25 protein-coding genes and 1 pseudogene are annotated in these 26,088 nt (G+C 62.4%); 6 read left to right on the forward strand and 20 right to left on the reverse strand.

Features of this window, described 5'->3' with window-relative positions; all coding sequences use genetic code 11:
- Positions 1-108: 108 nt before the first annotated feature.
- From NKH98_RS08800 to NKH98_RS08810, 3 genes and pseudogenes are all read right to left on the reverse strand, one after another.
- A complete protein-coding gene (locus NKH98_RS08800; protein WP_352897721.1) occupies positions 109-528 on the reverse strand; it encodes a VOC family protein in 420 nt (139 codons plus the stop codon).
- 73 nt (positions 529-601) lie between these two features.
- Positions 602-1,430: pseudogene (locus tag NKH98_RS08805) on the reverse strand (helix-turn-helix domain-containing protein).
- 110 nt (positions 1,431-1,540) lie between these two features.
- A complete protein-coding gene (locus tag NKH98_RS08810) occupies positions 1,541-1,711 on the reverse strand; it encodes a hypothetical protein (protein ID WP_254818195.1) in 171 nt (56 codons plus the stop codon).
- Between the two features lie 190 nt (positions 1,712-1,901).
- On the opposite strand from NKH98_RS08810, the gene NKH98_RS08815 reads away from it, so the two are divergent.
- Positions 1,902-2,333 (forward strand): tellurite resistance TerB family protein, encoded by a 432-nt coding sequence (locus tag NKH98_RS08815; RefSeq protein ID WP_352505767.1) that lies wholly within the window; start codon positions 1,902-1,904, stop codon positions 2,331-2,333.
- A 10-nt stretch (positions 2,334-2,343) separates the two neighbouring features.
- Here NKH98_RS08815 and NKH98_RS08820 read toward each other — a convergent pair whose 3' ends face one another.
- The 5 genes from NKH98_RS08820 to NKH98_RS08840 form a co-directional block, all read right to left on the reverse strand.
- A complete protein-coding gene (locus NKH98_RS08820; RefSeq protein WP_352897723.1) occupies positions 2,344-3,966 on the reverse strand; it encodes an ABC transporter ATP-binding protein in 1,623 nt (540 codons plus the stop codon).
- The gene (locus NKH98_RS08825; protein ID WP_352897725.1) at positions 3,963-4,832 is read right to left on the reverse strand and encodes an ABC transporter permease; all 870 of its coding nucleotides are present in this window, start codon (positions 4,830-4,832) and stop codon (positions 3,963-3,965) included. Before NKH98_RS08825 ends, NKH98_RS08820 begins: the two co-directional genes overlap by 4 nt.
- The gene (locus NKH98_RS08830) at positions 4,829-5,776 is read right to left on the reverse strand and encodes an ABC transporter permease (RefSeq protein ID WP_352897727.1); all 948 of its coding nucleotides are present in this window, start codon (positions 5,774-5,776) and stop codon (positions 4,829-4,831) included. Before NKH98_RS08830 ends, NKH98_RS08825 begins: the two co-directional genes overlap by 4 nt.
- Before the next feature lie 241 nt (positions 5,777-6,017).
- The gene (locus NKH98_RS08835; protein ID WP_352897728.1) at positions 6,018-7,496 is read right to left on the reverse strand and encodes an ABC transporter substrate-binding protein; all 1,479 of its coding nucleotides are present in this window, start codon (positions 7,494-7,496) and stop codon (positions 6,018-6,020) included.
- Between the two features lie 130 nt (positions 7,497-7,626).
- A complete protein-coding gene (locus NKH98_RS08840; protein ID WP_352897730.1) occupies positions 7,627-8,916 on the reverse strand; it encodes an acetylornithine deacetylase/succinyl-diaminopimelate desuccinylase family protein in 1,290 nt (429 codons plus the stop codon).
- Between the two features lie 222 nt (positions 8,917-9,138).
- On the opposite strand from NKH98_RS08840, the gene NKH98_RS08845 reads away from it, so the two are divergent.
- Positions 9,139-9,567: a L,D-transpeptidase gene (locus NKH98_RS08845; protein WP_254818202.1), complete on the forward strand. Its 429-nt coding sequence runs from the start codon at positions 9,139-9,141 to the stop codon at positions 9,565-9,567.
- Between the two features lie 150 nt (positions 9,568-9,717).
- Here NKH98_RS08845 and NKH98_RS08850 read toward each other — a convergent pair whose 3' ends face one another.
- From NKH98_RS08850 to NKH98_RS08870, 5 genes are all read right to left on the reverse strand, one after another.
- A complete protein-coding gene (locus tag NKH98_RS08850) occupies positions 9,718-10,710 on the reverse strand; it encodes a lipid A biosynthesis lauroyl acyltransferase (protein ID WP_352897732.1) in 993 nt (330 codons plus the stop codon).
- Positions 10,711-10,712: 2 nt separating this feature from the next.
- Positions 10,713-11,741, reverse strand: coding sequence for a zinc-binding dehydrogenase (locus NKH98_RS08855; RefSeq protein WP_352477635.1), 1,029 nt, complete (start codon positions 11,739-11,741; stop codon positions 10,713-10,715).
- Between the two features lie 35 nt (positions 11,742-11,776).
- The gene (locus NKH98_RS08860; protein WP_352897734.1) at positions 11,777-13,048 is read right to left on the reverse strand and encodes a beta-ketoacyl-ACP synthase; all 1,272 of its coding nucleotides are present in this window, start codon (positions 13,046-13,048) and stop codon (positions 11,777-11,779) included.
- Positions 13,049-13,124: 76 nt separating this feature from the next.
- The gene (locus NKH98_RS08865; RefSeq protein ID WP_352897735.1) at positions 13,125-14,312 is read right to left on the reverse strand and encodes a beta-ketoacyl-ACP synthase; all 1,188 of its coding nucleotides are present in this window, start codon (positions 14,310-14,312) and stop codon (positions 13,125-13,127) included.
- 38 nt (positions 14,313-14,350) lie between these two features.
- Complete coding sequence (locus NKH98_RS08870) at positions 14,351-14,635, reverse strand: acyl carrier protein (protein WP_023719977.1); 285 nt, start codon at positions 14,633-14,635, stop codon at positions 14,351-14,353.
- A gap of 714 nt (positions 14,636-15,349) precedes the next feature.
- Between NKH98_RS08870 and NKH98_RS08875 the strand changes: the two genes are divergently transcribed.
- A complete protein-coding gene (locus NKH98_RS08875) occupies positions 15,350-16,510 on the forward strand; it encodes an alpha/beta fold hydrolase (protein WP_352897987.1) in 1,161 nt (386 codons plus the stop codon).
- A gap of 217 nt (positions 16,511-16,727) precedes the next feature.
- Here NKH98_RS08875 and NKH98_RS08880 read toward each other — a convergent pair whose 3' ends face one another.
- The 3 genes from NKH98_RS08880 to NKH98_RS08890 all read right to left on the reverse strand — a co-directional run bounded on the left by NKH98_RS08880 (position 16,728) and on the right by NKH98_RS08890 (position 18,289).
- Positions 16,728-17,276, reverse strand: coding sequence for a histidine phosphatase family protein (locus tag NKH98_RS08880; RefSeq protein ID WP_254818209.1), 549 nt, complete (start codon positions 17,274-17,276; stop codon positions 16,728-16,730).
- A gap of 105 nt (positions 17,277-17,381) precedes the next feature.
- Positions 17,382-17,549, reverse strand: coding sequence for a hypothetical protein (locus tag NKH98_RS08885; protein WP_352897737.1), 168 nt, complete (start codon positions 17,547-17,549; stop codon positions 17,382-17,384).
- A gap of 92 nt (positions 17,550-17,641) precedes the next feature.
- Positions 17,642-18,289 carry a caspase family protein gene (locus NKH98_RS08890; protein ID WP_352897739.1) on the reverse strand — a complete coding sequence of 216 codons (648 nt, stop codon included), beginning with the start codon at positions 18,287-18,289 and terminating at the stop codon, positions 17,642-17,644.
- 149 nt (positions 18,290-18,438) lie between these two features.
- On the opposite strand from NKH98_RS08890, the gene NKH98_RS08895 reads away from it, so the two are divergent.
- The 3 genes from NKH98_RS08895 to NKH98_RS08905 all read left to right on the forward strand — a co-directional run bounded on the left by NKH98_RS08895 (position 18,439) and on the right by NKH98_RS08905 (position 22,263).
- Positions 18,439-19,389 carry an AEC family transporter gene (locus tag NKH98_RS08895; protein ID WP_352897741.1) on the forward strand — a complete coding sequence of 317 codons (951 nt, stop codon included), beginning with the start codon at positions 18,439-18,441 and terminating at the stop codon, positions 19,387-19,389.
- A gap of 310 nt (positions 19,390-19,699) precedes the next feature.
- The gene (locus tag NKH98_RS08900) at positions 19,700-21,157 is read left to right on the forward strand and encodes an NAD-dependent succinate-semialdehyde dehydrogenase (protein ID WP_352897743.1); all 1,458 of its coding nucleotides are present in this window, start codon (positions 19,700-19,702) and stop codon (positions 21,155-21,157) included.
- An 80-nt stretch (positions 21,158-21,237) separates the two neighbouring features.
- Positions 21,238-22,263: an aldose epimerase family protein gene (locus NKH98_RS08905; RefSeq protein WP_352477643.1), complete on the forward strand. Its 1,026-nt coding sequence runs from the start codon at positions 21,238-21,240 to the stop codon at positions 22,261-22,263.
- Positions 22,264-22,374: 111 nt separating this feature from the next.
- On the opposite strand, the gene NKH98_RS08910 is transcribed toward NKH98_RS08905, so the two are convergent.
- From NKH98_RS08910 to NKH98_RS08925, 4 genes are read right to left on the reverse strand one after another with little or no spacing between them, the layout of a single operon-like run.
- Entirely contained in the window at positions 22,375-23,295 is a 921-nt protein-coding gene (locus NKH98_RS08910; protein WP_352897745.1) for a phosphorylase family protein, read from the reverse strand.
- A gap of 14 nt (positions 23,296-23,309) precedes the next feature.
- On the reverse strand, positions 23,310-24,101 hold the full coding sequence (locus NKH98_RS08915; protein WP_352897747.1) for an ABC transporter permease: 792 nt from the start codon (positions 24,099-24,101) through the stop codon (positions 23,310-23,312).
- The gene (locus tag NKH98_RS08920; protein ID WP_254818216.1) at positions 24,094-24,981 is read right to left on the reverse strand and encodes an ABC transporter permease; all 888 of its coding nucleotides are present in this window, start codon (positions 24,979-24,981) and stop codon (positions 24,094-24,096) included. The genes NKH98_RS08915 and NKH98_RS08920 overlap by 8 nt, the downstream gene beginning before the upstream one ends.
- Positions 24,978-26,015 (reverse strand): ABC transporter ATP-binding protein, encoded by a 1,038-nt coding sequence (locus NKH98_RS08925; protein ID WP_352897990.1) that lies wholly within the window; start codon positions 26,013-26,015, stop codon positions 24,978-24,980. The genes NKH98_RS08920 and NKH98_RS08925 overlap by 4 nt, the downstream gene beginning before the upstream one ends.
- Positions 26,016-26,088: the final 73 nt, after the last annotated feature.

Consider the following 26,088-nt stretch of genomic DNA (forward strand, 5'->3'; position numbering starts at 1 on the left):
CTCCGCTGCACTCTTTGATCAAGGTTACGGCATGGATCCCAGGGTCTCCGCGACGGAGCTTCGCTCCTGCTTCGCCCTGGGATGACGAAGTTGGGGAGTGCGGCCAATTCAAGCCTTTTCGTCAGCCTTCGGCCAGTAGGTGCCGAACGACCAGAGATTGCCTTCCGGATCGCGGCAGATGAATTCGCGGCTGCCATAGTCGCGGTCGGTGAGTTCTTCCAGAATCTCGGCGCCGGCGGTCTTTGCCCGCGCGTATGCCGCATCTGCGTCAGCGACCGCAACGTAGATCGACTTGCCGCCGCCCGAACCGGGCGCGCCGACCATCTTGCCATAGGCATCGTCGCGCGCCGTGCCGAGCATGATGATCGAGGAGCCGAAAGCGAGTTCGGCATGGTGCACCACGTCGCCTTCGCCATGGCGGGCGCGAACGCTGAAGCCGAAGGCCTCGCACAGCCAATCGATCATCCTGCCGGCATTCCTGTAGCGCAGCGCCGGATAAAGCCGCGGTGGTTCGGTGGTGTTCGGCATGACTGATCTCCTTCAGCGGGTTGGTCGATCAACCCAGTCTGGGCGAAGGCTGGTTGCGCGTCTTGAAGAAATGTTACCTCGCGGCGACAGTGGTCGGCGTGACGCCTGCGAGGTCGCGGAACTCGCGCACCAGATGCGCCTGGTCGGCATAGCCGCAGTCGGCGGCGATTTCGGCCCAATCACTGTTGGCCTGTCTCGACAGGCCAAGCGCATGGTTGAAACGGACGATGCGCGACAGCGTTTTTGGGCCGGTGCCGACTGCGTCCGAAAATTTTCCGGTAAGATGCTTGCGGCTCCAGCCAAGCTTTTCGGCCAGCGTCGAGATGCGGGTCCGCCCACGCGTCGAGACGATCGTCTCATAGGCCCAGACCATTTCGGCCTGAGTGCGGTCTGCGGTTGCCAACCGATCGCCGACGAAGGCCTCGGCGATGGCAAAGCGTGAGCTCCAATCCGGCGCATTGCCAAGCCTTTCGCGAAGCGCGATGCCTTCGACGCCGAGCACGTCATCCAGGCCGACCATGCGGTCGGTCAGTTCGCTCATCGGGCGGCCGAAGAAGCGACGAGCGCCGAGCGGAGTGAAATTTGATCTGCACACAGCAGGCGCCGCCGAAGGATTCGATCACCACCGGCCCGGCATAAAGGCCGGCGGCAAAACTGGCGAAGCGGTCATTGTCGGTGGGGTTCCTGCCGAGCCCGATGGCAAAGGGTTCGGCAAAGCTGATGACCAGCGGCACGGTCAGCGAGGCATATTCGATCGCGCGGAAATGGCCTGGCATGGTTTCGCGAAAGCCGCACATGTCAGTGACGGCGCCCTGAAGCCGATGGCTCGGCGCGCGCCGCACCATCTCGAACCGATCGAGCTCCGGGCCGTCGTGGCGGCTGCCGTCTTCGCTGGTGGGCATGTGCTTTCCCTGGTCCAGGAATTCTAACAGACCATCCTGCAGAATCAAAAGCGCCCGGCGTTTGGCCGGGCGCTCCGAGTTGCCTGAGATTCCGAATTGTCTGGACGTGTTTAAGCGCCGCGCATCAGACAGCCGGCGGCCAGCACGATGTAGGCGATGACGACAATCCACACGGAAGCCAAAGGGATAAACGCAAGAACGCCAAGCGCGGCGAGAACGCCGATGATGGCGATGACAAGGGATATGATAAAAATAAGCTGGGTAGGTGCACTGAGATTCATGTCCGGTCCCTCCTCAACATGATTCGTACAGCGGCATGGTATCAGTCGCACGGTCACACACCAATGAGCGCAGCGGCTTGCCGGATTGGCCGGCAGCTTTCCTGCGAGAAAACATGCGGCTCCAGCACGCGCACCCCCGTTTGCGCCAGGCCGATTCCGCGCTACCTTCCGAACGAATCGGAAGGGGCTGATGGCGATGGGATTGCTGGACCAGATACGCTCGATTTTCGACGGCGACCCCGGCGTGCGCAAGGTGGCGGACGATCCGGTGCTGTCGGCGGAGCTACTGATGCTGTTCCGCATGATCCTGGCCGATGGTTCGGTCAGCGAAAGCGAAATGACCGCCTTCAGGCGTATCTGCCGGGACGCCTTCGGCATTCCCGAAACCAGCGTCGACAGCGTCATCGAATACCTCAACGAATTCGGCTACGAGACCAACGGCTCGCAGGCCATCGCGCAGTTCCGCGACCTCGATGTCGAACGGCGCAAGCTGCTCGCCCGCCATATGGCCGAGATCGCCAAGGCCGATTCGCAACTTGCCGGGAGCGAGATGCAGCTGTTGCGCCGCACCCTCGACCTGCTTGAAATCAGCCCTGCCGATGTGGTGAAGCCGCAAGGCTAACGGTCGCAGCTCACCCCTGTTCCTGCAGCCGTTTCGCGATCGCCCGATGCAAATCGGGAGCGGCGGCGACCAACGCCTTGGCGGCTGCGGATTGCGGGTGGTCGAGCACTTCGCTCGTCCTGCCGCGCTCGACGATCTTGCCGTCATGCATCACCATCACTTCGTCGGTGATGGCGCGGGCGACGGTCAGATCATGGGTGATGAACAGATAGGCGATGCCGAGCTTCTGGTTGAGCTCGGCGAAGAGGTCGAGGATCTGGGCGCGGATCGAGACATCGAGTGCCGAGACCGGCTCGTCGGCGACGACCAGCTTCGGCCGCGTGATGATGGCGCGGGCGATCGACAGGCGCTGACGCTGGCCACCCGAAAACTCATGCGGATACTTGTCCATGTCGCCTGGTGAGAGGCCGACCTCGTGCAGCGCATGCGCCACCATCTCGCGCCGTGCGGCGGGCGCCGGCTTCTTCTCCAGCACATGCAGGGGCTCTGCCACCAATCTTTCGACCTTCTGGCGTGGGTCGAAGGAGCCATACGGGTCCTGGAATACGACCTGCATGTCGCGCCGCGCCGGCTTGAGCTCCGCCTCGCTCTTGCCGGTGAGGGTGTCGCCGCGGAAGCGGATCGTACCGGTCGTCGGCTTGTCCAGTGCCAGGATCATGCGGGCAAGCGTCGACTTGCCACAGCCGGAACGCCCGACCAGTGCCACCGACCGGCCGGGCGCCATCGCGAAGGAGACATCGTCGACGGCGCGGATTGGAGCCGCGCGTTTCAACAGCGATATGCGCCGTCCCGGATAATCCCGCGTTACGTTCTCTACCTGAAGCAGCGGTTTGGCCGATCCGCTGTCATGTGTGCGGGCCCGCGCCGGCACATGCATCGAGGCCTGCGCCAGCTGTCGCGTGTAGGGATGAAGTTGTTCCGACAGCGTGCGCGCGGTATCGCCGGCCTCCATCACCTCGCCATGGCGCAGGATGATGATGCGGTCCGCCATCTCGGTCACCACTGCGAGGTCGTGCGAGATCAGCAGCAGGCCCATGCGGTTTTCCGCTACGAGATCTCGCAGCAGGTCGAGGATCTGCGCCTGCAGCACCACGTCGAGCGCGGTCGTTGGCTCGTCGGCAATCAGCAGCTTGGGCTTCAGCGCACAGGCGATGGCGATGACGACGCGCTGGCGCTGGCCGCCGGAGAGTTCGTGCGGATAACGCGAGAGCGGGAATTGCGCTCCCGGCAGGCCGACCCGGTCGAGCATTTTTCGCGCCCGTTCCTCAGCGTCGGCGCGGCTCGCCCCGGTGTGCCAGCGAATACCCTCGGCGACCTGCTCGCCGATGGTCTTGACCGGATTGAGCGCCGTCATCGGCTCCTGGAACACTATGCCGATGTCGTCGCCGCGCAGCGCGCACATCTGGTCCTCGCTGGCGGCAAGGATGTCGATGCCGTCGAAGGTGATGCGTCCGCTGGCATGCGCAGCCCAGGGCAGAAGCTGCATGACGGTGAGCGCCGTCATCGACTTGCCGGAGCCGGATTCGCCAACCAGCCCCATCACTTCGCCCGGCGCGACGGAAAGTTCGATGTCTCTGAGGATACGGGTGCTGCCGATGGTCAGCGACAGCTTCTCGATTTCGAGCAGGCTCATCGCTGCCGCCGCGATTTCGGATCGAGGATGTCGGCAATGCCGTCGCCAAGCAGGTTGAGGCCAAGCACCGTGATGACAATCGCCATGCCCGGAAAGATCGCCATCCACGGCGCCACCACCATGCGGGTCTGGGCGTCGAACAGCATGCGGCCCCAGCTTGGCATCGGCGGCTGGGTGCCCAGCCCGACATACGAAAGCCCGGCTTCGGCCAGTATGCCCAGCGCGAACTGGATGGTGCCTTGCACCAGCAGCAGCGTGGCGATGTTGGGCAGCACATGTTCGATGCTGATCAGCGTCTTGCTCTTGCCGGCGGCGCGCGCGGCGAGGATGAATTCGCGCGGCCAGATCGCCAAGGCGCCGGCCCGGGCGACACGCGCGAACACTGGGATGTTGAAGATGCCGATGGCAATGATGGCGTTGAACGCGCCCGGCCCGAAGATGGCGGTGATCATGATCGCCGAAAGCAGGGCAGGGAAGGCGAATACCAAATCGTTCAGCCGCATCAGCACTTCGTCGGCGATGCCGCCGCGCGCCGCGGCAAAGGCGCCGAGCGGCACGCCGACGCCCATGCCGATGCCGACCGCCACCAGCGCCACGGCAATCGAATTGCGGGCGCCGACCATGATCATCGACAGGATGTCGCGACCGAAATGGTCCGTACCGAACCAGTGCGCCAGCGATGGCGCCTGGGTCTTGTCGGAAATGACCAGCCTGGTGACGTCGTAAGGTGTCCACAAGAAGGAGATGATCGCGACCGCTGCCACCAGTGCGGTGATGACGAAGCCGGCAAGGAACGAACGGTTTTTGAACGCCTTGACCAGGATGCTGGCAAGGTTCTCGTCGGGGATGTCGATGTGCAGCGTCATTGCCTGCCTCTCAGGCGCGGATCGACCACCGCATAGGAGAGATCGACAATGAAATTGACGACGATGACGGCGGCAACCAGCAGCATGACGACGCTCTCGACCACGATCAGGTCACGCTGATTGATCGCCTGGAACACCAGCCGGCCGAGGCCGGGCAAATAGAAGACGTTCTCGATGATGATGGTACCGGCAAGCAGGAAAGCGAATTGCAGGCCTAGAATGGTGACCACCGGGATCATGGCGTTGCGCAGCGCATGCCGCCACAAGACAAGGCGATAGGGCAGGCCCTTGGCGCGGGCGGTTCGGATGTAGTCCTCGTTCAGCACTTCGATCAGCGCCGAGCGGGTGACCCGGGCGAGGATCGCCGCCTGTGGCAGAGCGAGGGCGACCGCCGGCAGAAGCAGCGATTTCAGTGCCGGCCAGACGCCGGCGCTCCAGCCGGGAAAGCCGCCGCCCGGCACCAGCCGCAGCCAGACGGCGAACAGATAAATCAGCATCAGCGCAAACCAGAAATTGGGCACGGCGACGCCAAGCTGGGCGGCACCCATCGCGATTGTGTCGCCGGCCCGGCCGCGCCGGCTGGCGGAAAACAGTCCGACCGGAATGGCAATAACGGTGGATAGCGCCAGCGCCATCAGTGCCAGCGGCAGCGAGACGACGAGGCGCTCACGGACCAGATCGATAACCGGCACCGAATAGGTATAGGAACGGCCGAAATCGAGGCTCAGCAAGCCGCCGGCCCAATGCAGATAGCGCAGCACGACAGGAGCGTTGAGACCCATCTGGTTGCGCAGCAATTCGATCTGGTCGGCACTGGCGTTCAGGCCAAGCATCAGCCGCGCCGGGTCGCCGGGAATGATCTCCAGCACGGCAAAGACCACTATCGAGGCCAGAACCAGCGTGACGACGGCGATGGCGAGCCGCTTGAGGAGGTAGGCGGTCATGGACGTTGAGGAACCGCTGTGTTGGCGAACGCAGAAACCGGGCGAAGCTTGCGTTCCCGCCCACCCTCTGTGCCGGACATCTCCCCCTCAAGCGGGGAGATTGAGCCCTCTTCGCTAACCACTAGCGTTGCAAGGACAGAGCCAGCGTGGAAACGGCCAGTCTCCCCCCTTGAGGGGGAGATGTCCGGCAGGACAGAGGGGGGTATGACGGAGTGCAACTTTCGCCCCTTCTGTCAGCGCCTCAATCCGTCCACTTCACCTTGGTCAGGTCGTTGGCCTGGATCGGGGCGTTTTCCCACAGGCCCTGCAGTTTGGCGTCCCAGACGCCGACCTTCGGCAATTCGTACAGGAAGCCGACCACGGCGTCATCTGCCAGGACCTTCTGCGCCTCGCCAAGCAGCGTCGTGCGCTTGGCCTCATCGGAGGTAAGGTTCAGCTCCTCGATGATTTTGTCGAAGGCCGGATTGTCGTAGTTGAAGTAATAGTCCTTACGCGAATAGATATCGATGTCGTTGGGCTCGGTATGGGAAACGATGGTCAGGTCGTAATCCTTCTTGGTGAAGACCTGGTCCAGCCATTGCGCCCATTCAACCGGTATGATCTCGAGATCGATGCCGATTTCGCGAAGCTCGGAGGCGATGATCTCGCCACCGAGCCGCGCGTAGGAGGGCGGCGGCAGCTTGAGCGTCGCCTTGAAGCCATTCTCCAGGCCGGCTTCCTTCAGCAATTCCTTGGCCTTGTCCACATTGTGCGGATAGAGGCCGGTGAGGTCGACATAGGCCTTGCTGGCGGGCGACATGTGCGAGCCGATCGGCACGCCGAGGCCGGCCGAGGCGCCGTCGATGATCGCCTTGCGATCGAGCGCAAAGGAAATCGCCTGCCTGACCTGTAGCTTGTCGAACGGCGGCTTCTTGTTGTTGATCGACAGGATGGTTTCACCCTCGGTCGAGCCGATCACCACCTTGAAGCGTGGGTCGTCCTTGACCTGGGCGACGCTGTCGGGGTCGAAGAACGGAAAGGCCTGAACGTCGCCGGAAAGCAGCGCCGGAACGGCGGCGGCGGCATCCGGAATGATGCGGAACTCGGCCTTGTCGAGGAATACCGGGGCGCCCCAGTAATTGTCCGACTTGACCAGCGTGATCGATGAGCCCTTGGCCCAGTTCTGGAACTTGAATGGGCCGGTGCCAACAGGCTTTTCCTTGTTGGTGTCGGCTGTCTCAGGCGCCACGATAACCGCGTCGCCCCAGCCCATATTGTAGAGGAACGAGCCTTGCGGGTTCTTCAGCGTGACCTTTACCGTCGCGGGATCGACAACCTCGACCTTGTCGATGGCGGCAAACAGGCCCTTTTGCGCGTTGACGGAATTTTCGGCGCGGGCACGGTCGAGCGAGAATTTCACGTCGTCGGCGTTGAAGTCGGTGCCGTCATGGAATTTCACGCCGGTATGCAGCTTGAAAATGTAGACCTTGCCATCGTCGGAAATGCTCCAGCTTTCCGCGAGATCGGGCAGCACCTCGCCGTTCGGGCCGATGCGGGTCAGGCCCTCGAAGACATTGGCATAGAGTACCTCGTCGATTGCCGCGGCGGCACCCGCGGTCGGGTCGAGATGCGGGGGTTCGAGCGTAATGCCGATGACCAGGTCGGTGCGCGCGGCCATCGCCGAGGTTCCGGCGGCCAACGCCAGCGCCGCGGCGGCCAGAATGGTTTTCCACAATTTCATCGTGCAACTCCCCAAATCTAAAACACCTGCTCAAACCCGGCCGGATAGAAGCGTGAATTCGCCGCCGAGTAAATTGCGTTTCGTACCGTCGGCGGTCGCCGGGAGGAATGTTTTTTCGCCCATGGCCGGATCATCGCGGGCCGGCGTCCCTCAGCAGAACGTCGAGGCCGATCGCCATCACCTTTGCCGAGTCCAGCATATCGGCAATGCCGACCCATTCATCGGGCCGGTGGGCGAGATCGAGGATGCCCGGGCCATAGGCGATGCAGTCATAGATGTGACCGATACGGGCGATGTGCTTCTGGTCGTAAGTGCCGGGCGAAATCACGTAATCCGGTTCGCGGTCGAATATCTGCATGATGCCTTGCGCGACCGCCTTAACCACCGGCGCGTCGCGCTCGGTCATCAGCGGCAGCACCTCCATCAGATCGCGGATTTCGTAGTCGAACTTTTTGCGCTCGCGCTTCAGCCGTTCGAGGATATCGGTCACCTCGCTCTTGACCATAGCGAGATCCTCTTCGAGCAGGAAGCGGCGGTCGATGGTCAGCCGGCAGGAATCGGGCACGTTGGGCGAGGGCAGGCCGGGCCGGAAATCCTCCGTCTGGCCGCCATGGACCGAGTTGATGTTCATGGTTGAGCGTTTTGCGCCTTCGGGCACGACCGGCATGCGCGTCATCTTGCGGTCGAGCGCCGGAAACAATTCGTCCTCGAAGGCGCGCAGCACGGCGCCCATATGGCGCACCGCATTGTCGCCGAGGAACGGCATCGAGCCGTGCGCGATCTCGCCCCTGGTCTCGATCTCCGCCCACCAGACGCCGCGATGGCCAAGGCAGATGCGATCCTTGTTGAGCGGTTCGGGAATGATGACGTGGTCGACCTTCGGCCTGGAGAAATAGCCGAGCTGGGCCAGATGCGCGACGCCGCCAAAGCCGCCCGACTCCTCGTCGACCGTGCCTGAAATCTCGATGGCGCCGGGAAAATCGGGAAAGACCTCCATGAAGGCTTCAGCGGCGATGATCGAGGCGGCAAGCCCGCCTTTCATGTCGCAAGCGCCGCGGCCATAGACCTTGCCATCCCTGACGATGCCGGCGAACGGATCGAGGCTCCATCCATCGCCGGGCTCGACGACGTCGATATGCGAATTGAAGTGCACGCAAGCACCCGGCGCCCGGCCATCGAAGCGGGCGACGACGTTGACGCGCGGGTAACGATCAGTGTCGCCAGGTGTGCCCTCGGCACGGATGAATTCGGTCTCAAAACCACGCTTCTTCAGCCGCGCGCCGATATATTCGGCACATGGCCGATAAGCTTCGCCGGGCGGATTGATGGTCGGAAAGCGGATCAGATCCGCAGTCAGTGCAACCAGATCATCGGCTCGGTCATCGATAGCCTTGAGGAGCCGTTCGTTCGGTTCGTTCATTCGGCGAATTGAGCAGCGGATGAGGGGGTTTTGCAAGCCCGATGGCGAATTGCCAGGCGATTGCGTGTCGTTACGGCAACTATTGCGGGAAATCGTTCAAATTCGCTGCTTGGGATTGGTGAAATCGTCAGGGAGTAAGTGTTAGCTCGCTGGCTTGCCATCAAAACGCTGGAGAACAGCGTGAGGGCAGGCAGGCAAGGGGCATCAAAGGGGTTTGATTGCATGAAAAACACTGTTCTCATGGCAGCGGCATTAGTAGCGATGCTGTTCGGTTCGTCGTTCGAGAGCCGTGCGGCCAGCCTGGTCGCGAACATCGATATTTCCTCACAGACGATGACGGTAAGATACGGGCTTTCGTATTACCGATGGAGCGTTTCCACCGCCCGCAAAGGCTACATCACGCCACGCGGCAGCTATCGTCCACAGCGGACGGCCCGGATGTGGTATTCGCGCAAATACGACATGTCGCCGATGCCCTATTCGGTGTTCTTCCGCGGCGGCTATGCCATCCACGGCACCGGCGCGATCCGGCAATTGGGGCGCCCGGCATCGCATGGCTGTGTGCGCCTTCACCCCAGCAACGCGGCCGCATTCTATTCGATGGTGCGCAAAGCCGGCTTCGGCAATACGCGGATTCTCGTGACGAATTAGTGTCTGCTCCCCGGCCCGCAACAAAAAACCCGCCGGAGAGGCGGGTTCGTCGGGGCCAAATAGCACCATAACTAAATTTGTAGCATAGCTGCCGGCACAAAGCAAGAACAAAATACGTCAGTAGCGGAAAACGCTTGCTATGGTTTCCGCTCAAGCGGCTTTGTCGCGCATTGTCATCGGCCGCCGCTTTTTGCGCTTGCTGATCTCCCAGCGCTTGTGGAACCACATCCACTGGCCGGGGTCCTCGCGCACCCAGCGCTCGACGACGTCGTTGAGAAGCTGGGTGGTGGCGGGGACGTCGACACTGCCGCCGACGGTGCGCGGCAAGGTGAGCTTGTCCTCGATCTCGAGCCGGAAACGATTGTTCGGCAAGCGCACGCAGCGCGCCGGGTAGACATCGCAATCGTAGTGCCGCGCCAGGGTGCCGAGGACCCGGTTGCTCTCGCAGGGGCGGCCGAAGAATGTCGTCTCGAGCCCGCCGGTGAATTTCTGGTCGACCAGCACGCCGATATTGCCGCCCTTCTCCAGGACGGCCGCAAGCGCGAACGAGGCACCGGTCGAAGACGGCAGCAGCGATCCCATGCTCGAGCGGCGGGTCGAGAGGATGTAGTCGGCGAGGTAAGGGTTGTTGGGCGGGCGAAACAGCGCCGTGATGTTCATGCCGAAAGTCGCCGCCGCCACCGGCAGCAGCTCGAAATTGCCGAGATGCCCGGTGAAGACGATATGCGGCTTGTCCTCGCCCGCGATGCGCACGAAATGCTCCACGCCCTTGACCTCGACACGGCCCGGCTTCGTCGCAGCGGGATCGTAGTCGAACAAAGCATCGAGAAAGATGTATTCGGCGGCCAGGCGGGCCATGTTGCCCCACATGTCGGAAGCGATCGCTTCGATCTCGGCATCGCTTTTTTCCGGATAGGCCTGGCGCAGATTGTCGACCGCAACCTGATGGCGCGCCACCCAAGGGCCGATGCGGCGGGCGGCGCGGTCGGCAAAATTGAGCGCGCTATCGGGCGGCAGCAGGCGCAGCGCGGAGATGATGATCATCGCGACCCGCGCGACCAGCCAGTAGTTGAACTGGCGAAGCCGCCTGCCATAGCGGAATCCCAGGTCCCTGCGGATCTTCCTGAAGGCGTTGCCGATCATTCTCAGCCGACGCGCAGGATGATCTTGCCGAAGACGTCGCGGCCTTCCATGCGTTTCAGCGCCGCATCGATGCCGTCGAAGCCGACCTCGGTGTCGATCACCGGCGCGACCAGGCCCGCCGCCATCTTCTGCATGGCGTCGGCCATGTTTTCCATGCGGCAGCCGAACGAGCCGAGCAGCTTCAGCTGCTGCTGGAACAACTGCATCAAATTGATCTGCGTCGAAACGCCGGAGGTCGAGCCGCAGGTGACCAGCCGGCCGCCGCGTTTGAGGCACAGCATGGACGCGGCAAAGGTGTCGGCGCCGACATGCTCGAACACCACGTCGACGCCCTTCTTCTTGGTCAGCTTGCGCACGACGCCCTCGAAGCGGTCGTCGCGGTAATTGATGACATGGTCGGCGCCGAGCGCCTTGGCCTTGTCGATCTTGTCGTTCGAGCCGACGGTGGTGATGACCGTGCAGCCCATCTTCTTGGCCAGCTGAATGGCGGCGGAGCCGATGCCGGAGCCGCCGGCATGGACCAGTATCGTCTCGCCGGGCTGCAGCCGGGCATTGTCGAACAGCATGTGCTCGACCGTGCCGAAGGTGACAGGCGCCACCGCCGCGCCGATTTCGCTCACGCCTGGCGGGGCGGGGACCAGAAGGCGCGCCGGCAGGTTGATCTTTTCCTGCGCAAAGCCGTCGAGATGGAAGCCGTGGACGCCCGAAACATGCTCGCAGAGATTGTCACGGCCTTCGCGGCAGGCGCGGCAAAGCCCGCAGGTGCGGGCGCCATAGATCGACACCAACTGTCCGGGCAGGAGGCTGGAAACGCCGGGGCCGACCGCCTCGACCTCGCCGGAGGCCTCGGCGCCGACGACCAGCGGCAGCTTGCGCTTGGCGAAGGCCATGCCGCGCCAGCCCCAGACATCGATGTGGTTCAGCGCCACGGCCTTGATGCGCAGTGTCACCTCGCCGAGCGACGGCGGCGGCGGTGGCGGCAGGTCCACCGTTTCAAGCCGGCGGTCCTCGATAAGTTGCAATGCGCGCATGGTGCCTGTCGGTTCAGTCCGGCTGAAAAGGTCGCTTAGACCGGTTCCCGCGCCATGACAAGGCAGGTGTTCTGGCCGCCGAAGCCGAAGGAGTTCGACAGGACGGTGCCGACCTCGGCGGCGCGCTTGGTGTTCGGCACCACGTCGAGCACGATCGCCGGGTCGGGATTGTCGTAGTTGATGGTCGGCGGAATGACGCTTTCGCGCATCGTCATCAGCGAAAATGCGGCCTCGACGGCACCGGCAGCCGATAGGGTGTGGCCGATCATCGACTTGTTCGACGAGACCGGCATCGATGAGATCCGCTCGCCAAATACCGTCGACAGCGACAAGTGCTCCATCTTGTCGTTTTCGGGCGTCGAGGTGCCATGGGCATTGACATAATCGATCCCGTCCTCGCTCAAGCCGGCATCGGCAAGAGCGGCGCGCACCGCCGCGATCGCGGGCGAACCGTCTGGCTTGGAGCGGGTGCGATGGAAGTCGTCGGCCTTTTCGCCGCAGCCGCGCAATATGCCGAGAACGGTGGCGCCGCGGGCAAGTGCTGCCTCCAGCGATTCCAGTACAAGGGCGCCCGAGCCTTCGGCCAGCACGAAGCCGTCGCGGTCCTTGGAGAAGGGTTTTGAGGCCTTTTCGGGGATGTCGTTATGGGTGGAGAGCGCGGACAGAAGCGAGAAGCGGATCAGCGCCTCGGCGGTTGCCGAGCCGTCGGCGCCGATCGACAGCGCCCTGTCGCATTCGCCGCGGCGGATCGCCTCGACGCCGAGCTGGATCGCCGTGGCGCCCGAAGCGCAGGCGGTCGACAGCGTGATCGGCAGGCCACGCGTGCCGAAACGGTCGGCAAGCCGGTCGGCGATCGAGCCGAACTGGGTGGTCTCGAAGATGTCGAGTTCCCTGAGGCCGCGCGCTACCCGCAGCAGCCTCTCTGCACCGGTGTCGTGCGTGTCGGAATTGTAGAGCGAAAAGCGCTCGCTCCAGTCGAGCTCGACCGGCGGCGAAGCGAGGAAGAGCGGTCCGCCGAAATCGCCGGCATCGAGGCCGGCCTCCGACATCGCTTCCTGGGCGGCGGTTTCGGCAAGCTCATAGGTGAGGAGACTGGCGCCCTTGGAACTCGATGGCAGGAAATCGACCATGCCGGAAATGCGGGTGTTGAGATGATCGACCGGGAAGCGGGTGATCGGATGGATGCCGGATTTGCCTGACGTAAGTGCCGCCCAATTGTCGGCTTTGCCGACACCGAGCGACGTCACCACGCCGATGCCGGTGACCGCGACGATAGGCCTGCCCATATGGTCGTTCAGATTGGCCATTTGTTGTCCAGAAACCTGTTTCTCTTGCAGCAATCGGATCGCCCGAAAACCGCATCACACTTTTCGGTCCGATGCTCTAGGCGGCTTTGATCAGCGCCATGCCCTCGAATTGGTGATAGCCGATCGCCGTTGCAAGGACGGTCTTCGGGACGCCGGAAAACGGTTTTTCGACTGTGGCGTCGAAGACAGGGTAGGCCGCCTTGCGGTCGACAGCCAGGGCCGCCAGCGCAACGGCAAAGGGGAACTGCGCTTCCTTCAGGTGGCCGGTCAGCGTCGAAAAGCCGCGTGCGGCGATCGCCGGATTGGCCTCGAGTGCCGATTTCTCGGCGGCGGTCGCGGCATGGGCGCCCGAAGCGCCGGAGATCGCCAGCAGTTCGCCGTTCGGCAATGCGGCTTGCTTCAACAGCGCGGCGATCTCACCGTCGAGTTCGCCCCGCCGGCGCCTGGCGCGACCGGACAGGACCGGGCCGAGTTCCGCGTAGATCTTCCGGCGACGGCTTTCCGCGTGCTCGCGCTGCTCCAGGACGAGAAACGCGCCGCCGGATCCGGTCACCACACCGCCGCCTTCGGCGCCTTGCCTCTGCCAGACCGGCCGCCACGCGCCGCGATGCAGGTAGCCGGCCAGTTCATAGCCGAGCAGCATGTCGGAATGTTCGGTCTGAAAAGCGCCGCCGACCAGTATATGCGTCGACTGGCCGGAGCGGATGCGCGCGGCCGCCGTCTCGACCGCGGCAACGCCCGCACCTTCCTCGCCCATGAAGGTGCGAGAGGAGCCTGTCACCTTGTGGACGATCGAGATGTTGCCGGCGAGCAGGTTGGAAAGCTGTGCCAGAAACAGCGTCGGGCGCAATTCCGTGGTCAGCTTCTCGTTGAGCAGCACGTCGCGGTCATTGCGGCTTTCCGATGCCGCGAGAATGGCCGCATCGACCGCCTCGTCGCGCTCGCCGCCGCCGGCGGCCACCACCATGTCCATTGTCGCGCAGAGTTCGTCATTGCCCTTGATGCCGGCATCGTCGAGCGCAAGGCCGGCCGCATAGGTGCCGAGCCTCTGCCAGGTCTCCATCTGCCGCTGGTCGCCGCGCTTGGCGATCTGCAGGTTCCAGTCGATCTCCGGCAGCGGATGGACCGTATAGGGGGAGAAGCGCGAAGCCTCCAGAACCGGCTCAAGGCGCGGCTGGACAAGCTTTTGCCAATGCGCATCCGGACCCTCGCCCAGCGACGAGACAAGGCCGATGCCTGATATGACGACGTCGTGGGGGTTCATGGGAGGCTGTTGTGGGTCGGGCGCGTCAAGCGCTGTGTTCACGTGGCGTTCTTGGCGGCGACGAGCGCGTCGATCTTGGCGCACAGGTTCTTCATGACGAAATAGTCGTCGGTCGAAGCCTTGCCGTCGTTGACCTCCTGCGTCCACTTTTCCAGCGGCACCTTGATGCCGAATTCCTTGTCGATGGCAAAGACGATGTCGAGGAAGTCGAGGCTGTCGATGCCGAGATCGTCGATGGTGTGGCTTTCGGGCGTGATCGTCTCGATATCGATCTCGCTGGTGTCGGCGATGATCTTGGCGACTTTGTCGAACGTGGTGGACAAGGGCTTTTCCTTCGATTGCGGGCGGAATCTGTCCGCATGTGTTTGGCGCTGTCTAATCGGTTTTTCCGGGCAGGAAAAGGCCTGATGCGCCGACCGCAGCTGGGATTGATGTTCTGGCAGAGCAATAGGGGTCGCTGGCAACCCCTCCCGGCGATATGCCCAAACCGTCCCATCTCTGGTCATTGCGTGTACCAATGTACCACGAAGATCTATGACTACAGAAACGCGTGCAGACCGGGTGCGCCTGGAAAAACGATTGGTGAAAGGTGCTCAAGGCCTTGGCTGAGCATCGCGACATGAGCCTGGCTGGGCGGCTGGCGCATCGCATCCGCTATGTTCGCGTTACGCCGGATTCGCGTGTCGGATTTGTCGAGGTCGCCTGCCGACCGACACTAACGGAGGCACGGAGGCGTCGATTACCTATGCGTTCACGGCCTTGAGCCCGGCAGGAGCATCGTATCTGTCCGAACTGACGGAGGACGCGTTCGCGGACATGATCGAGAGATGGAAGCTCCGTGTCGACGCTTGGCTGGTAGCGGTGAAAATCTGACGCCAGGTAACTTAAACGAATTGCCACCGACGGTGGAATATTACCTTCGTCTCGTAGATGGGAACGAGCAAGTAGCGAACAAAGCGGTCGCTCAGTGAGTTTTCCTTCGTTCTGTGCCTTGATGGGACAACTCTTCGCCGCTGATCGGAGCAACACCCGTGGCCATGCATTCCTTCCACATCCACATCCCGGATGAACAGATCGAGTACCTCCAGCGTCGTATCCAAGCGACAAGATGGCCGTCGTCGATCTTCGCATACGGATGGGAGGACGGTACTGACGTTGATTTCCTCAGAAAGCTTTCACGTTACTGGGAATACGATTTCAGGTGGCGCGATCACGAAAAACGTCTGAACCTGTTGCCTCAGTTTAGGGTCACGATAGACGGGTGCGACATCCATTTCGTTCATCAGAAAGGAAAGGGGTCAGCGCCCTTGCCGTTGATCCTCACTCATGGCTGGCCCGGCTCCTTCGCCGAGTTCGAGCATGTCATTCCGCTGCTCACGGATCCTGCCAAATACGGCGGGGATGCCGATGACGCCTTCGATGTCGTCGCACCGTCGCTTCCGGGTTTCGGCTTCTCGTCCCCGCCGCGTCAGGCCGGCGTTAGCTCAAAGCATGTCGCGAAGCTGTGGCGGGGGCTGATGCGCGAACTGGGATATGATCGCTTTGCCGCACAAGGTGGCGACATCGGCGCCGGAGTCTCGACCTGGCTCGCTCGGCTTTACCCAGAGGACCTTATGGGATTGCACCTGAATTACATTCCAGGCAGTTTCCGCCCGACCCTCGGTCGCGACGACCCACCTGTCACGCCGGAGGAGAAGGCATTCCTCGACAGTGCGGCGAATTTCGCCGCGACGGAGGGGGCCTACGCTTTTCTGCAGGGGACCAAGCCCCAGACGCTAGCCTTTGCACTGACAGATTCCCCAATCGGGCTAGCCGCATGGATTGCCGAGAAGTTCCGCAGTTGGAGCGATTGCGAAGGCGAACTCGAACGCGCCATCCCTCTAGACACGCTGCTTACCGACATCTCGCTCTACTGGTTCGGTAACACGATCGAGGCCTCGCTCCGGATTTACAAAGAGAACCGGCTCTGCCCCCTGACCTTCGGGCCAAGGGAGCGAATAACACCGCCCCTCGGCGTTGCAGTCTTCCCTCGAGAGCTTCCTATGCCACCTCGCTCCTGGGTCGAGCGAGTCTTCCGTCTCGAGCGCTGGACCGACATGCCGAAAGGAGGACATTTCGCGGCGATTGAGCAACCCGAACTCCTGGTCGAGGACATCCGGGCGTTTTTTCGGCCGCTGAGGCTCCGGCCGGCAAAGTAAAGGACGAAAACCTCGCCCGTTGTCACGGCTCGGAAGTCCTGATGAGACGGTACCATCGCATTCGCTTTCGTTGAAAGCGCTCGTTGGTCCTGACTAAGGGTCAATGTCGACCTTGGACTCGATCAGACCTCATCGCGGGTCGGAACCGGTATTCCGCTTAAGGTACCAAACCCTAGATTTCACTACTAGCGAACGCTTCAACCAGCTCCGGCGCAGATCAGAAAGTAACGCGGCCGAGTACCCGCAGGCCGTCGCCCTGCGGCTCGACGACCACGGCCTCGCCTTCACGCGGCGAGATCCCGGTCAATTCCTTGATGTTTTCGAGATGCGTGACCATGACCAGATTGTCGGAGCCGGAATAGCCGCGGATCTCGGCAAGGATCGCGGCAATCTGGTCGGCCTTTTCCTTTTCGTCGGTCTTCAGCAGGTCAAGCGGTGCGAACGGCTCCGGCTCGCTTTCGAAAGCGATGCGGGCGGTCTCGAGGCAGCGGCAATAGCGGCTGGACAGCACGCGCTCGACCGGTGCGGCGCGGGCGCCAAACAGCGCGCCGATCTTGCGCGCCTGTTGCTTGCCGCGTTCAGAGAGATTGACCTGGGTCGCGCATTTGCCGAGGTCGAAATTGGCCGCATCGGTGGTGCCGGTGACCATGGCATGGCGAAGCAGGACCACATGCCCGCCGTCGCGCAGCAGCGCCCAGCCGGCTTCCGTCGCATGGGCTGTGGCGGAAACGGCAAGCAGCAGCAGCGCCAGCACAAATCGAAGCATCAGACATCCTTTTCGGTGACCGGCAGGCAGGTCCCCGGTGACCGGCATATAGGGACGGCAAAGCCGGCTGAAAGACAAGCCGAGTGCAACCTGCGGCCGAGACGCCTATTTCTTCGCCATCTGGAGTGCATAGCCGGCTTCGGTAAAGCCTCGCTTGGCGTTCTCGAAGAATTCGATCGCCTTTTGGTATTCGGCATTGCCGCCGCCATAGCTGCGGCGGTTCCAGTGGACGTCGCCGAGATTGTTCTGCTCGAAGGCCCATTGCATCGGCATGCCTTCGCGAGTGAAGACCTTGAGCGTCGCCTCGAAGGCGGCTTCGGCTTCGTCCAGATATTTGCCGGTCCGTTCGAGATTGCCGAGATTGATCAGGCAAAGCCGATCACCGTTCCCAAATTTTCCGTCGCGGTCGCGTTTGCCCGTGCCCTGGCACCGCGCACCGGCTCCAATCCGCCGGCGCTGACCGGCGAGGCCGAGGCCGTCGGCGCCCGGCGCAGCACCGCATCCGCCGGAAACGGGTTGGTGCGGCAGGCATCGAGCAGCATGATCGTTACCGGCACGGTCGTCTTCAATTCGCCCATGACGGCGGAGATCGGCACCAGGGCCTGATCGGCGTCCTTCAATGAAGAAACGTCGGCGTCGACCGGCACCAGATAGTTTTCGCCGCCGGCCTCGATGCCGTGGCCGGAATAGTAGATCAAGGCGACGTCGGCGTCCTCGGCATCCTCAGCGAAACGCTCGAGGTCGCGCTTCACCTTTGCCGCGTCGCGGTCGGTGACGCTGCGCGCGTCGAAGCCGAGATCGGTCAGCATCTTGGCGATGTCGCGGGCGTCGTTGGTGGGGTTGGGAAGAGCCGCTATATGCTGGTATTTCGACTGGCCGACAATCAGCGCCACGCCCTTGAGGCTCGCCGGCTCAGCGGCATGAGCCGAGGTCACCACGAGGCAAAGCATGGCGCCGACGAAAGCCGTCAGCCACCCCTGCTTGAAGAAGTGCTGATTTCCGACAAGGCCCATTCGCCGCGTGTCCCCCGACAGCCCTGCATAGCGCTGGCATCCAACCATGGGCAAATTCGGACAAGATCCGAGCGGCCGGATTGTTGGCCGGTACATTCGCGAGGGAAGGGCGGTTGCGCCGCCGCCCGGCCTCGCCTATCACGGGAAAAATGTCTCCGCTTACCGAAACCGTCCTCTTCGTCTTCAGTCTCGTCGGGCTCGGCTATCTTGCCGGGTTGACCGGCTATTTGAAGCCGGCGAGCGGCGAGGGCGTATCCGAATTCGCCATCAACGTGGCAATGCCGCTTTTGCTGTTCCAGACCATGGTAAAGGCCGATTTCCACGGCGTGGCGCCGTGGCCGCTATGGGGCGCTTATTTCGCGGCGGTCGCGCTCACCTGGGCCACCGGCCATCTGGTTATTACGCGCATCTTCGGGCGGGACGCCCGCGCCGGCGTCGTCGGCGGCGTATCGTCGTCCTTCTCCAACGTTGTCCTGCTTGGCGCGCCCTTCATTATCGGCGTGTTCGGGCCGGCCGGGTTCGAAGTGCTGTCACTGCTCGTTTCCATTCACCTGCCGGTGATGATGATGGCCTCGATCATCCTGTTCGAGATGTTCGGCCGCGGCGGCAGCGAGCCTGTGCATCCGCTCCGCGTCGTCAGGAGCTTTCTCAGGAGGGTATTCATCAATCCGCTGATCATCGGCATACTGGCCGGGCTGGCGTGGCGCTTCACCAGTGCGCCACTGCCGGTGCTTGCGACGCGGCTGAGCGACGCGCTGGCCGGCACGGCCGCCCCGGTTGCGCTGTTTGCCATGGGGCTCAGCCTGCGCCGCTTCGGCATCTCCGGCAATGTGAGGCCGGCGCTGGCGCTGTCGGCGCTGAAACTGTTCCTGATGCCGGCGCTGGTTCTCGGCCTGGTGTGGCTGATCGGCCTGCCGCCATTGACGGCCAAGGTGGCGGTGATGGTTGCGGCGTTGCCGTCCGGCATCAATTCCTATCTCATCGCGGTGCAGTTCAACACCGGCCAGGCGCTGGCGTCGAACCAGATGACCATCGCCACCGCCTGTGCTGTCGTGACCACTGCGTTTTGGCTGACAGTGGTCGTCCATGTTTTTGGGTAGGGTATGTCGATATTCAGGTGATGCCGGCCTGCGAATGGCGGTTTCCTGCGCTTCCGGTACTCACGGACCCGAATGTCCGCTCCGTTCCGGTTCTCGGAACCCCCCCTTCTCGACTCGGCCTGAATTTCAACATACCCTGGAGCCTTGGCTGCATCGCTCTCGCTTTAGCTGGCCCAAACCCTATATGCCATCTTGTGATTGCTTGCGGGGCTTGCCCTGGGCTAAGAGCAGTGGCTCTAGCGATGCTATCGCGCACGTCCATTCACGAAATCAGCGACCGGCCCGCCAGGTGCCGAACGGAGGCGAGATCATGCTTCAGAAAACCAGCCATTTCATGCGGCAGGCCAATCTCATCAATGGCGAATGGGTGCAGGCCGATTCAGGCCAGACGATCGACGTCAACAATCCTGCTACCGGCCTCAAGATCGGCACTGTGCCGAAGTCGGGCAAGGCCGAGACCCGCCGCGCCATCGAAGCCGCCGACGCTGCTTTCCAGACATGGCGCAAGACCACCGCGCTCGAACGCTCGAAGCTGTTGCGCAAGCTGCACGACGCGATGATGGACAATCAGGACGTGCTGGCCGAACTGCTGACCATCGAACAGGGCAAGTCGCTGTTCGAATCGAAGGGCGAGATCGGCTCGGCCGCATCCTACATATTGTGGTTCGCCGAAGAAGGCCGCCGCACCTATGGCGACGTCGTGCCGTCGCCCTGGGCGGACCGCCGTATCCTGGTGACCAAGGAACCGGTCGGCGTCATCGCCGCCATCACGCCATGGAATTTCCCGTCCTCGATGCTGGCCCGCAAGCTTGGCCCGGCGCTTGCCGCCGGCTGTACCGCCGTGGTCAAGCCCGCGTCGCAGACGCCTTATTCCGGCCTTGCCTGGGGCGCGCTTGCCGAGGAAGTCGGCTTCCCCAAAGGCGTAATCAATATCCTGACCGGCGCTGCCGGTGAGATCGGCGACGAGATCTGTGCCAACCCGCTGGTCAAGAAGATCACCTTCACCGGCTCGACGGAGGTCGGCAAGATCCTGATCCAGAAGTCGTCGGTGACCGTCAAGAAAGTGTCGATGGAGCTCGGCGGCAATGCGCCGTTCATCGTCTTCGACGACGCCGACATCGAGCGGGCCGTCGCCGGCGCCATCACCGCCAAGTACCGCAATTCCGGCCAGACCTGCGTCTGCACCAACCGCTTCCTGGTGCAGGCAGGCATCTATGACCAGTTCGTCGAAAAGCTCGCCACTGCGAGCAACGGGCTGAAGGTCGGTTCCGGCCTCGAAGACGGTGTCCAGCAGGGACCGCTGATCGATGAGAAGGCGGTGGAGAAGGTCGAGGAGCTGATTGCCGACGCTACCGCCAAGGGCGGCAAGGTTGTCGCCGGCGGCAAGCGCCACGCGCTCGGCGGCTCGTTCTTCCAGCCGACGGTGATCGCCAATGCGACGCCGAAGATGCGCTTCATGAAGGAAGAAATCTTCGGCCCGGTAGCACCGGTATTCAAGTTCGAGACCGAGGAAGAGGCCGTAGCACTCGCCAACGACACCGAATTCGGCCTGGCCTGCTATTTCTACACCGGCGATCTCGGCCGCGCCTTCCGGGTCATGGAAGGGCTGAAATACGGCATGGTCGGCGTCAATGAAGGGCTCATCACCACCCCTGAAGCGCCGTTCGGCGGCGTCAAGGAATCGGGCCTCGGCAAGGAAGGCGGCCATCAGGGCATCGAGGATTATCTCGACACCAAATATGTCTGCATCGGCGGACTTGGTCTCTAGAAACCTGATGCGGTAATACCGAAAACGACCCTGGGCCGCTTCGAAAGGCCAGGCTGGCATCGAGCAGCGAACTTGCGAGCATGGCAATGAAGGACGGCGAGGTTTTCGGCACGACGCAGGCGGGCGAGGCCGTCCGCCGCTTCACCATCCGTGGCGGCGGCCTTACCGCCAACATCATCGGGCTGGGTGCGATCATCCAGGATCTGCGTCTGGCCGGGCACGACGCGCCGCTGGTGCTCGGCTATGATCGTTTCGAGCACTATGAGAAGGACACCGCCTTCTTCGGCACCGTCGTCGGGCGCTATGCCAACCGTATCCGCGACGGCCGCTTCACGCTTGCCGGCAAACGCTATCAGACCGAGCGCAATTTCCTCGAAAAGCACACGCTGCATGGCGGTTCGCAAGGTTTTTCGCGCCGGGCCTGGGCGGTTTCACTACATGGCAGGGATTTTGTCACGCTGACCCTGCACGACCCGGACGGCATGATGGGCTTTCCCGGCGCGCTCGACGTGACCTGCACCTACCGGCTGAAGATCCCCGGCACGCTCAGCGTCGAACTGACCGCCACCTGCGAGGAGCCGACGCTCTGCAACCTCACCCAGCATTCCTATTTCAACCTGGATGACGGCGGCGCCGGCGACATTCTCGACCACCGGCTGATGCTGAATGCCGGCGCTTATCTTCCTGTCGACGCCGATCTGATCCCGACAGGCACGGTCAAGCCTGTCGACGGCACACCTTTCGACTTTCGCCAGGCGCGGCCGCTGCGCATGGAGACCGAGGGCGAACAGCTCCCCTATGACCAGAATTTCTGCCTCGCCTCGACGCGCGGGCCGCTGAAACAGGCATCATGGGCGCAGGGCGCGAATTCCGGCGTCGAGATGGAGCTCTGGACCACGGAGCCGGGCGTCCAGCTCTATACCGGCCAGTACCTGGCGCCGTCTTCGCCTGGATTGGGCGGACGCCAGTACAAGGCCTTTTCGGGCTTTTGCCTGGAGCCGCAAATCTGGCCGGATGCGCCCAACCGGCCGTATTTCCCGCAAGCCACGCTGTGGCCCGGGCAGATCTACCATCACGTGACGGAATACCGGTTCAGGCTGCCTTAGGGCAGGAGTGCCGCTGCCGAAGCGTACGACTCGAGCGTCGCGAACATGCCCAGCGCGGTGCCTTCGGGATCCTTGGTCTGCGGCAGAGCTTCAGCTATCTGGCGGGTTATCTCAGAACCGGCTGGAACGTTCTTTCGGCTGAGGCGACTTCAAGCCGTGACAGGAGCATTCCGGATCAGCGGGAAGTCGCGCGGCGGTCTCCAGCGCGACCCGCGAGGCTGTCATGGAAAGATTGGGCAGCACGTCCTCCTGCAGCAATTTCTGGCGATTGCGATCCATATAGTCGTTGAAGCCCGCCGTCACGAACGCGCAAGGCACGAAACACGCGCCGATCTCGCGCGACAAGGTCGCCTCAGGGGCGATGGAATGGTTGAGTACATCCGCCCCCATGCCCCGATACGCCAAGGCTTCGGCTGGCGTTGTCAGCCGGGGCCCATAACAGTGGGCAGCCACCAACTGCTGTTCGATGCCATAAACGCGGCATTCGGCTGGCCAATGACGGCGGGCCGTTTCGACCAGAACCGCCGCACATCTTGGACACACGATTTGCTTGCCCGAACAGTCAAAGCTCTGGCGGTCAGGCAACAGTGAAAACGGGGTCTGCGTCAGTTCGATGATGTCGGCGGTCACCACCATGTCGCCCGGCTGGATCGCCTTGTTGACGGCGCCAACCGTCGAGCAGGCGAGAATTTGCCGTACACCCGCCCGCATCAATACCCAGAACGCGCGGCGGTGGCAGGAATGGTCGATACGGTCGCGGGGATTGCCGTGCGAATACATGCACAGCGCGCGTTTTGCTCTCCCTTCCGCTGTGATCGACGCATCGAACTCGAGCAGCTTCCAGTTGTCGGTGCGACCGAAAGGTGTTTCAAAACTCATGTCGCGCCGCAAGGTGCGCACACCATCGAATTCGACATCTTCCGGGAAGGCAAGCCCCCAGTTTGCCGACCCGGTGATGATGGCCAACCCTACCTGAGGGATGTCCGTCGAATGATCCGTCAGATCGTCGGCTGCATGGTAATTGGCGGGCATGTTTCCAGTCTCGGTCAGGATTTTTGCCGAAGGGTCACAATCAGGACCACGGCCACGACGATGACGGTCCACAATGTCGAGATCGCCGCAATGGTCGGATCGATCTGATCGCGCAGCGACAGGAACATAAGCTTCGGCATCGTGCTGTTGCGACCGCTTGCGATGAAGATCGAAATCACGGACTCGTCGAGCGAAGTCAGGAACGCCATCAATGTCGCCGACAGCAAGCTGATCCGAAGTTGCGGAACGATGATTCCGCCAATGGCTCTGGCCCAGTTTGCACCGAGGCTGCGCGCCGCCTGAACCTGGTTCCAGTCAAAGCGGGCGAGAGCGGGTAGCAACACAATGCAGGCGACCGGAACGGCCAGCACCACATGTCCGACCAGCACACCCAATAGCGTTCCGACCAGATGTTGTGCGGCCAACACAAAGAAGAGACCGATCGCAAGCAGGATACCTGGGGTAATCGAGGGGGTCAGCAGGACGCTCTGGATGGCCGCAGCGGTCTTTCCGCCCAGCCGGTTCATTGAAATGCAGGCGAGCAGCGCGAAAGGCACCGCGATCAACGCCGTCAACGTCCCAAGGATCAAGCTCGTTCTGAGCGCAGCCATCCACGTTGGCGAGCCGAAGAAGTTCTCGTACCAGCGCAACGAGTAGGCGTGCGGCGGAAACTCGAGGAGATTCGATGCCGAAAAGGAAAGCGGCACCACCACGAGCGTCGGCAGCATCAGAAATGCCATGACAAGAGCGGCAAAGCTCCAGAGCAAAATGCGGGCGAGCCTGTTTTGCGGATAGGCTTCAAGCATGGGAGGCTTCCACGGTGTTCTGGGCCACCAGCCGGCGTGCCGCCAGCAACATCACACCGATCAGCGCCATGAGAACGAGGAGCAGAATGCCCAGGACGCTCGCCGACCCCCAGTCCTGAAAGGTCGATAATGTACGCTCGATCCGGGTAGAGAGCGGATTTACCTTGCCGCCGCCAAGCACCGCCGGCGTGATGAAAAAACCTATGGCGTAGATGAGGACGATGATCGAACCCGAGAAGATGCCGCCCGCCGAAAGCGGCATAATGACGGTGCGGATGACCTGCCTGAGAGTGGCTCCCATGCTCGCTGCCGCGCGAATGAGATTTGGGTCGATATCGCGCATCGCAGCATAAACAGGCAGCAGAAAGAGTGGCAGCATGTAGTGCACCATGCCGATGAGCGTTCCCGTGAAGTTGTAGACCAGCGGCAATGGCTCCGCCGTCAGGCCTGATCCGGTCAACGCCGCGTTGATCAGGCCGTCGCGCCGCAAAAGCACGAGCCAACCATAGGTACGCACCAGAATGGAGGTCCACAGCGGCAGCATGACGAACGCCATGAGCACGTTGGCCAACCTTGGTCTGACGCTGGCCAGAGCGAGCGCCAGAGGGGTGCCGAGGAGAATGCAGGCCGCTAGCGTACCCAAGGACAGTTCGAGGGTCGTGACGAGCGCCGACCATGTCAGTCCGCTCGAAAGGACCTTCTGGTAATTGCCGACGGTGTACTCACCTCCGGTGGTCAGGAAGGATTGCCGAATTATCCAAAGGATGGGCAGTATCGCCGCCAGTCCAACGATGAACAGCGCCGGGAGCGAAAGCGATAGAAAAAACCGCCGCTCGCGCCGTGCATCCGCTGCGAGCGCCGGATCCCGGACGACGGTCACGCCGTCGCTCCCGGTATCGCGTGAACCTTCGCTGCTGGTGCATATGCGGTCATCCGCTGACCGGCGGCAAGCTCGGCGCAACCGCCGGCCAGCGCTGCCGGAATGCAGACAAGAACCTCTTGCCCACCGTCAAGCGCCAGCGTCAAAAGCCAGTTCTCGCCGCGGAACGCTTTGGTGCGCAGTATTCCGTCGAGGGCCACTCCGTCTCCTCCGACGAGCTTCGCATCAAGATGGAAGCTTTCGGCGCGGATCATCAACGTTTCGCGTGATGCTTCGGCGCCGTCGATTCTGCGTGCCGAGCCCGGGGCCACAATGTTGGCCTCGCCCATGAACTCCGCGACGAAGCGGGTCGATGGACGATCATAAATCCGCTGCGGCGTATCTATCTGCTGGATGCGGCCAGAATTCATCACCGCAATCCGGTCAGACATAATCAGCGCTTCGCGCTGGTCGTGGGTCACATAGATTGTGGTGATCCGTAGATGATCATGCAGACGCCGGATCTCATACTGCATGGTCTCGCGCAGGTTCTTGTCGAGCGCCGACAACGGCTCATCCATCAACATCACGCGCGGTTCGAAGACGATAGCCCGCGCCAATGCCACCCGTTGACGTTGGCCGCCGGATAGTGCGGCAATATTGCGCTCCGCCAGGCCATCCAGCTTCACGCGGGCCAAGGTATCAAGCGCCCGCTGACGCGCCTCCGCTCTCGGTACCTTGCGCAGCACCAGCGGATACGCGACGTTCGCCAGGACGTTCATGTGGGGAAACAAGGCGTAATTCTGGAATACTATGCCGATGTCTCGTTTGTTGGGCGGCAGGCGGGTGATGTCTCGATCGCCCAGGAAAAGTTTACCGGAATCCGGCCGGACAAAACCGGCCAGAGCCATGAGTAACGTGGTCTTGCCCGATCCCGATGGCCCTAGCAGCGTGAGGAATTCGCCAGCCTGAATGTCGAGCGAAACATCATCCAGTGCGACGTAGGACCCATAAGCCTTGTGCACGCTTTCGATGGTGATCGCGAGCGACTTCATCATGTGCTCCAGCCTTGAAGCGCGTCGCGTTCGACCGGCTTCACGCTACGCGCTTCAGGTTCTTGTTTTCATG

Source organism: Mesorhizobium sp. M0833 (assembly GCF_040319905.1).
Lineage (GTDB): Bacteria > Pseudomonadota > Alphaproteobacteria > Rhizobiales > Rhizobiaceae > Mesorhizobium.

What these genes read in the sequence shown, in the direction of transcription:
- NKH98_RS08800 (WP_352897721.1), bottom strand. Translation starts at nt 528, where the DNA reads ATGCCGAACACCACCGAACCACCGCGGCTTTATCCGGCGCTGCGCTAC.
- NKH98_RS08810 (WP_254818195.1), bottom strand. Translation starts at nt 1,711, where the DNA reads ATGAATCTCAGTGCACCTACCCAGCTTATTTTTATCATATCCCTTGTC.
- NKH98_RS08815 (WP_352505767.1), top strand. Translation starts at nt 1,902, where the DNA reads ATGGCGATGGGATTGCTGGACCAGATACGCTCGATTTTCGACGGCGAC.
- NKH98_RS08820 (WP_352897723.1), bottom strand. Translation starts at nt 3,966, where the DNA reads ATGAGCCTGCTCGAAATCGAGAAGCTGTCGCTGACCATCGGCAGCACC.
- NKH98_RS08825 (WP_352897725.1), bottom strand. Translation starts at nt 4,832, where the DNA reads ATGACGCTGCACATCGACATCCCCGACGAGAACCTTGCCAGCATCCTG.
- NKH98_RS08830 (WP_352897727.1), bottom strand. Translation starts at nt 5,776, where the DNA reads ATGACCGCCTACCTCCTCAAGCGGCTCGCCATCGCCGTCGTCACGCTG.
- NKH98_RS08835 (WP_352897728.1), bottom strand. Translation starts at nt 7,496, where the DNA reads ATGAAATTGTGGAAAACCATTCTGGCCGCCGCGGCGCTGGCGTTGGCC.
- NKH98_RS08840 (WP_352897730.1), bottom strand. Translation starts at nt 8,916, where the DNA reads ATGAACGAACCGAACGAACGGCTCCTCAAGGCTATCGATGACCGAGCC.
- NKH98_RS08845 (WP_254818202.1), top strand. Translation starts at nt 9,139, where the DNA reads ATGAAAAACACTGTTCTCATGGCAGCGGCATTAGTAGCGATGCTGTTC.
- NKH98_RS08850 (WP_352897732.1), bottom strand. Translation starts at nt 10,710, where the DNA reads ATGATCGGCAACGCCTTCAGGAAGATCCGCAGGGACCTGGGATTCCGC.
- NKH98_RS08855 (WP_352477635.1), bottom strand. Translation starts at nt 11,741, where the DNA reads ATGCGCGCATTGCAACTTATCGAGGACCGCCGGCTTGAAACGGTGGAC.
- NKH98_RS08860 (WP_352897734.1), bottom strand. Translation starts at nt 13,048, where the DNA reads ATGGCCAATCTGAACGACCATATGGGCAGGCCTATCGTCGCGGTCACC.
- NKH98_RS08865 (WP_352897735.1), bottom strand. Translation starts at nt 14,312, where the DNA reads ATGAACCCCCACGACGTCGTCATATCAGGCATCGGCCTTGTCTCGTCG.
- NKH98_RS08875 (WP_352897987.1), top strand. Translation starts at nt 15,350, where the DNA reads ATGCATTCCTTCCACATCCACATCCCGGATGAACAGATCGAGTACCTC.
- NKH98_RS08880 (WP_254818209.1), bottom strand. Translation starts at nt 17,276, where the DNA reads ATGCTTCGATTTGTGCTGGCGCTGCTGCTGCTTGCCGTTTCCGCCACA.
- NKH98_RS08885 (WP_352897737.1), bottom strand. Translation starts at nt 17,549, where the DNA reads ATGCCGATGCAATGGGCCTTCGAGCAGAACAATCTCGGCGACGTCCAC.
- NKH98_RS08890 (WP_352897739.1), bottom strand. Translation starts at nt 18,289, where the DNA reads ATGGGCCTTGTCGGAAATCAGCACTTCTTCAAGCAGGGGTGGCTGACG.
- NKH98_RS08895 (WP_352897741.1), top strand. Translation starts at nt 18,439, where the DNA reads ATGTCTCCGCTTACCGAAACCGTCCTCTTCGTCTTCAGTCTCGTCGGG.
- NKH98_RS08900 (WP_352897743.1), top strand. Translation starts at nt 19,700, where the DNA reads ATGCTTCAGAAAACCAGCCATTTCATGCGGCAGGCCAATCTCATCAAT.
- NKH98_RS08905 (WP_352477643.1), top strand. Translation starts at nt 21,238, where the DNA reads ATGGCAATGAAGGACGGCGAGGTTTTCGGCACGACGCAGGCGGGCGAG.
- NKH98_RS08910 (WP_352897745.1), bottom strand. Translation starts at nt 23,295, where the DNA reads ATGCCCGCCAATTACCATGCAGCCGACGATCTGACGGATCATTCGACG.
- NKH98_RS08915 (WP_352897747.1), bottom strand. Translation starts at nt 24,101, where the DNA reads ATGCTTGAAGCCTATCCGCAAAACAGGCTCGCCCGCATTTTGCTCTGG.
- NKH98_RS08925 (WP_352897990.1), bottom strand. Translation starts at nt 26,015, where the DNA reads ATGAAGTCGCTCGCGATCACCATCGAAAGCGTGCACAAGGCTTATGGG.